At 71.8% G+C, this 4,709-nt stretch carries 3 protein-coding genes; 2 read left to right on the top strand and 1 reads right to left on the bottom strand.

The genetic code is table 11. From position 1 onward, the window contains the following. Positions 1-352 precede the first annotated feature (352 nt). The gene (locus N2041_RS14105) at positions 353-1,834 is read left to right on the top strand and encodes a GGDEF domain-containing protein (RefSeq protein ID WP_297679216.1); all 1,482 of its coding nucleotides are present in this window, start codon (positions 353-355) and stop codon (positions 1,832-1,834) included. 81 nt (positions 1,835-1,915) lie between these two features. Next, a complete protein-coding gene (locus N2041_RS14100; RefSeq protein WP_297679215.1) occupies positions 1,916-4,201 on the top strand; it encodes a PAS domain S-box protein in 2,286 nt (761 codons plus the stop codon). Here N2041_RS14100 and N2041_RS14095 read toward each other — a convergent pair. Then, positions 4,198-4,437, bottom strand: coding sequence for a hypothetical protein (locus tag N2041_RS14095; RefSeq protein ID WP_297679214.1), 240 nt, complete (start codon positions 4,435-4,437; stop codon positions 4,198-4,200). The genes N2041_RS14100 and N2041_RS14095 overlap by 4 nt on opposite strands. Between the last annotated feature and the right edge of the window lie 272 nt (positions 4,438-4,709).

Here is a 4,709-nt window from a genome sequence, read left to right as displayed (position 1 = left end):
GTCGGCAGCGTCAGATGTGTATAAGAGACAGGGCGAGCGGCTCGCCGAAGGCGCAGCGGTAGGCGATGCGGCGGTGGCGGCGCTTCCCGGTGAGCGCCCCGGGCGGCGGTTCGACGTCGGCCATCGGCACGAATCCTCCCGGCGGTGATGGCCCCCAGCGTGCGCCGCCCCGGCGCGCTCCGCAACGGCCGCCCGGTCCCGCCCCGCCGGCCGGGAAGGCCCGGTCCGGTGCCCCCTAGGGGAACACCCGGGGCGCGCGCAAAAACACCCTCCTGTTCCGCAGCTGTCTGCCGATATCCACGGTGGAACGACCGCAACCCGGCTGTCCCGCCAGCCAAGGAGTACCCCGGCCATGCCCGGCTCCCCGCTCGAACGGATCATGCACTCCGACCGCCTGCCGACCATCCCGGCCGTCGCGGTCCGCGTCATCGACCTCGTCCAGCGGCCCGACGTCTCCCTCGATGAACTCGGCGCCATGATCGAGCGGGACCCCTCCCTCGCCGCCCGCGTCCTCCGCATGGCGAACAGCGGCTTCTACGGCCGGCCCCGCTCCATCTCCCGCGTCCGCGATGCCGTCCTCGTCCTCGGCCTCCGGACCGTCAAGACGCTCGCCCTCGGCTTCACCCTCGTCGCCGACCTGCGCGCCCGCGAAGGCGTCGGCCTCGACCACACCTGGCTCTGGCAGCGCAGCCTCTACGCCGCCATCGTCGCCCGCGCCGTCGCCGGCCGGGCCGGCCTCCGCGTCGGCGACGAAGCCTTCCTCGGCGGCCTCTTCCACCTCCTCGGCGTCATCGCCCTCGAATCCGCGCTCGGCGACGACTACCGCGACCTCGCCGCCGAGGCCGGCCGCGACGTCGGCCTCCTCCGCGCCCGCGAAATCGAACGGTTCGGCGTCGACCACAGCCGGGTCGGCGCAGCCCTCGCCGAGCGCTGGAACCTGCCGCCCGCGCTCGTCGACGCGGTTCGCCACGCCGCCGACCCGGCCCGTGCGCCGCTCGAGACGGCCCAGCTCGTGATGTGCGTCCACGCCGGCGCCGCCGGTGCCGATGTCATCCTCGGCGACCGCCCGGGCGAGCAGCTCGCCGCCCTCCGCACCGCCTGCCAGCGGCTCGGCATCGCCCCCGAAGCCGCGGAAGAGCTCGTCGCCGCCGCCCTCGCCGACGGCGCGGCGCTCGCCACGACGTTCGACATCCAGGCCAGCTGCCTCGAGCCCGGCGAAGTCCTCGCTCGCGCCAACGAGGCCCTCCTCCGCCTCACCATCGAATCCGAGCGCGAGAACGCCGCCCTCCAGGCCGAGCGCGAACAGCTCATCCACCAGGCCTCGACCGACGTCCTCACCGGCGTCGCCAACCGCCGCCACTTCCACGAATTCCTCGAAGAGCACTTCCGCCTCGCTGCCCGCTACGGCACGCCCCTCTCGCTCTTCCTCGTCGACCTCGACCGCTTCAAGGCGCTCAACGACACCTACGGCCACCTCACCGGCGACGAAGTGCTCCGGGCCGTCGCCGCCCGCATGAAGAGCGTCCTGCGCGATGCCGACCTGCTCGCCCGCTTCGGCGGCGAAGAGTTCGTCGTCGTCCTGCCCTCGACGCCGCTGGAGGGCGCCATCCAGAGCGCCGAGCGGGTCCGCGAAGCCATCGCCGCCCGCCCCATCGAGGCCGCCGGGCAGGAGATTCCCGTCACCGCTTCCTTCGGCGTCTCCGCCTACCGCGCCGATGCCCTCATGACCCCGGAGTGGCTGATCAAAGAGGCCGACCTCGCCCTCTACGAAGCGAAGCGCGCCGGCCGCAACTGCGTGCGGGCAGCCGGCGATGAAGTTTCGTCCCGCTTCTGACGAAAAATGCGGGGAAATCCCGAGCCCATCCAGCGAGAAACCCGTTACGCTACCTTCGCGCCGGCGGGGGGCGCAGCGAGCATGACCGAAGGCCACCACGCGGACCGGGGCCTCGATGGCCTCTTCGCTCTCGACCTCTTCCCGGTCGGCGTCTTCCAGACCGACCTCCTCGGCCGCTGCCTGCGCGTCAACCCGCGCTGGTGCGCCCTCGCCGGCCGAACCGCCGAAGAAGCGCACGGCTACGGCTACCTCGATGCCATCCACCCCGACGACCGCCCCCGGGTCATCGAAGCGACTCGCCAGCACATCGAAACCGACCGGCCCCTCCGCATCGAATACCGCATCGTCCGCCCCAACGGCGAAGTCCGCTGGGTGCTCGCGCAGGCCACCGCCCTCCACGGCCCCGGCGGCGAGCGCACCGGCTACCTCGGCACCGTCACCGACATCACCGGCCGCATCGAAGCAGAACAGGCCCTGCGCGAAAGCGAAGAGCGCTACCGCAACCTCATCGAACTGAACCCCGACCTCGTCACCGTCCACCGCGGCGGCGTCATGCTCTACGTCAACGAAGCGGGCCTCCGCATGATGCGCGCTCGCGAGCCCTCCGACATGGTCGGCCACCACATCCTCGAGTTCGTCCGGCCCGAATTCCGCGACCTCGCTGTCGACCGGATGCGCCGCCTCGCCGCCGGCGAACCGCTCGAGCCCGCCGAGATGGAAATCACCCGCTGCGACGGCACCACCGCCTGGATCGAGACCGTTGCCAGCCGCACCGTCTACGGCGGCGAGCCTGCCGTCCAGCTCTGGGCCCGCGATATCACCGAGCGCCGAAAGGTCGAGGTCCTCTACCGCGCCGTCGTCGAGTCGGTCCGCGACCCGATCTGGATCGCCGACCGCGACGACGCCGGTGCATGGCGCCTCGTCTTCGCCAACGCCGCCTACTGCCGCGGCGCCCGCGTCGAACTCGCCGACATCCTCGGCAAGACCTCCATGGACCTCGCTGCCGCCGGCTACCTCTCGGAGCGGCTCGCCCGCGAGCGCGAGCAGTACTACCGCCAGGCCGCGGAAGCCGGCCGCGCCGTCGAATACGAAATGCGCGGCGAATGGAACGGCCGCCCTTTCCACATCATGACGACGCTCACGCCCGTCGCCGGCCAGGATGGCGTCTGCCGCCGCATCGTCGGCTGGTCGCGCGACCTCAGCCGCCGGCTCGAACAGGAGCGCCGCCTCGCCGAATCGGAGCGGAACTACCGCGCCGTCGTCGAGGGCACTAGCGACGCCCTCTGGGTCGCCGAGAAGGAGCCCGACGGCGGCTGGCGAATCGCCCTCGCGAACGCCCGCGCCGCCGAGATCCTCCAGCTGCCGCTCGAGCGGCTCACCGGCCGCCGGGTCGAAGAAGCGCTGCCGCCGGAAGCCGCCCGCCGCGCCCTCGAGCGCTACCGCCAGGCCGAGGCCGCCGGCGGCCCCATCGAGTACGAAAACGTCATCGAGCGCCCCGGCTACCGCCGCGAAGTGGTCACCCACCTCACGCCGGTGTTCGACGAGGCCGGCCGCTGCGTCCGCATCATCGGCTCCGCGCGCGACGCCGCCGACCGCCGAAAGGCCGAGCTCGCGCTGCTCCAGGCGCAGAAGCTCGAGAGCCTCGGCGTGCTCGCCGGCGGCATCGCCCACGACTTCAACAACCTGCTCACCACCATCCTCGGCAACCTCTTCCTCGTCCGGACGGAGCTGCCGCCCGATTCACCCCTGCGCGTCTACCTCGATGACGCCGCCCTCGCCGGCGAACGCGGCGCCGAGCTCGTCCGCAAGCTGCTGAGCTTCAGCCGGCCCGGCATCGCCGCCCGCGAGCGGGTCTCGCTCACCCGCCTCTTCGATGAGACCGTCGCACTCGTCCGCCGCACGCTCACGCCTGCCATCCAGCTCGCCGTCCACTCGGAGCCCGGCGATGACACGGTCATCGGCGAATTCGCCGGGCTGCAGCAGGTGCTGCTCAACCTCCTGCTCAACGCCCGCGACGCCATGCCGGAGGGCGGCACGGTCACGATCCTGCGGCGGACGCGCGAACTCGGGCCGGACCCGGCCTGGGCGCGCCGCGGGCTGCTGCCCGGCGTCTACCACGAGGTCGCGGTATCGGACACCGGCACCGGCATGCCGCCCGAGCTCCTGAGCCGCATCTTCGACCCCTTCTTCACGACGAAGGGCATCGGCAAGGGCACGGGACTCGGCCTCTCGACGGCGCTCAGCATCGTCCGCGCTCACGGCGGCTGGCTCGAAGCGGAGAGCGTCGAAGGCCAGGGCAGCACCTTCCGCATCCTGCTGCCCGTCGCCCCGCCGCCGGGTGAAGAGCCGCCCGCCGGCGGCCGCTAACCGCCCTGGATGCTGACGAGGAACTCGAGCTGGTCGCCGTCCTGCAGCGGCGTCCGCAGGTTCGCCTGCGCCCCGTTGACGATCGGCATGACGGCCTCGGCATCGACCTCCGAGAACCCTTCGTCGAGGAAGATGGCGAGCGGCGTCAGCCCCTCGCGCCACGCCACCACCGTTTCAGCCTGCTTCGAACGCGTCCGCTTGACCAGCGTCGGGAACCATTTCACTGCGATGCTCATGCCGCGTAGCCTACCGGCCCCCGCGCCCGCGCGCATGGGGAGGGAGTGAAGGACACCCTGAACCAGTTTCGGCTGACGCCCCGCGCCCGCGCGCATGGGGAGGGGAGGGGAGGGAGAAGGGGAGAAAGGAGAAAGGGAGAGGGGGTGGTTGGAGGTTGGAGGTTGGAGGTTGACGGCAACGCGCGCAGGCTCACGCTCTCTCCCAACTCCCAACTCCCAACTCCCAACTCCCAACTCCCAACTCCCAACTCCCAACTCCCAACTCCCAACTC

This window comes from Tepidiforma sp. (genome assembly GCF_026419595.1).
Classification (GTDB): domain Bacteria; phylum Chloroflexota; class Dehalococcoidia; order Tepidiformales; family Tepidiformaceae; genus Tepidiforma.
This window is presented reverse-complemented; position numbering and strand designations above follow the sequence as displayed.

What these genes read in the sequence shown, in the direction of transcription:
- N2041_RS14105 (WP_297679216.1), top strand. Translation starts at nt 353, where the DNA reads ATGCCCGGCTCCCCGCTCGAACGGATCATGCACTCCGACCGCCTGCCG.
- N2041_RS14100 (WP_297679215.1), top strand. Translation starts at nt 1,916, where the DNA reads ATGACCGAAGGCCACCACGCGGACCGGGGCCTCGATGGCCTCTTCGCT.
- N2041_RS14095 (WP_297679214.1), bottom strand. Translation starts at nt 4,437, where the DNA reads ATGAGCATCGCAGTGAAATGGTTCCCGACGCTGGTCAAGCGGACGCGT.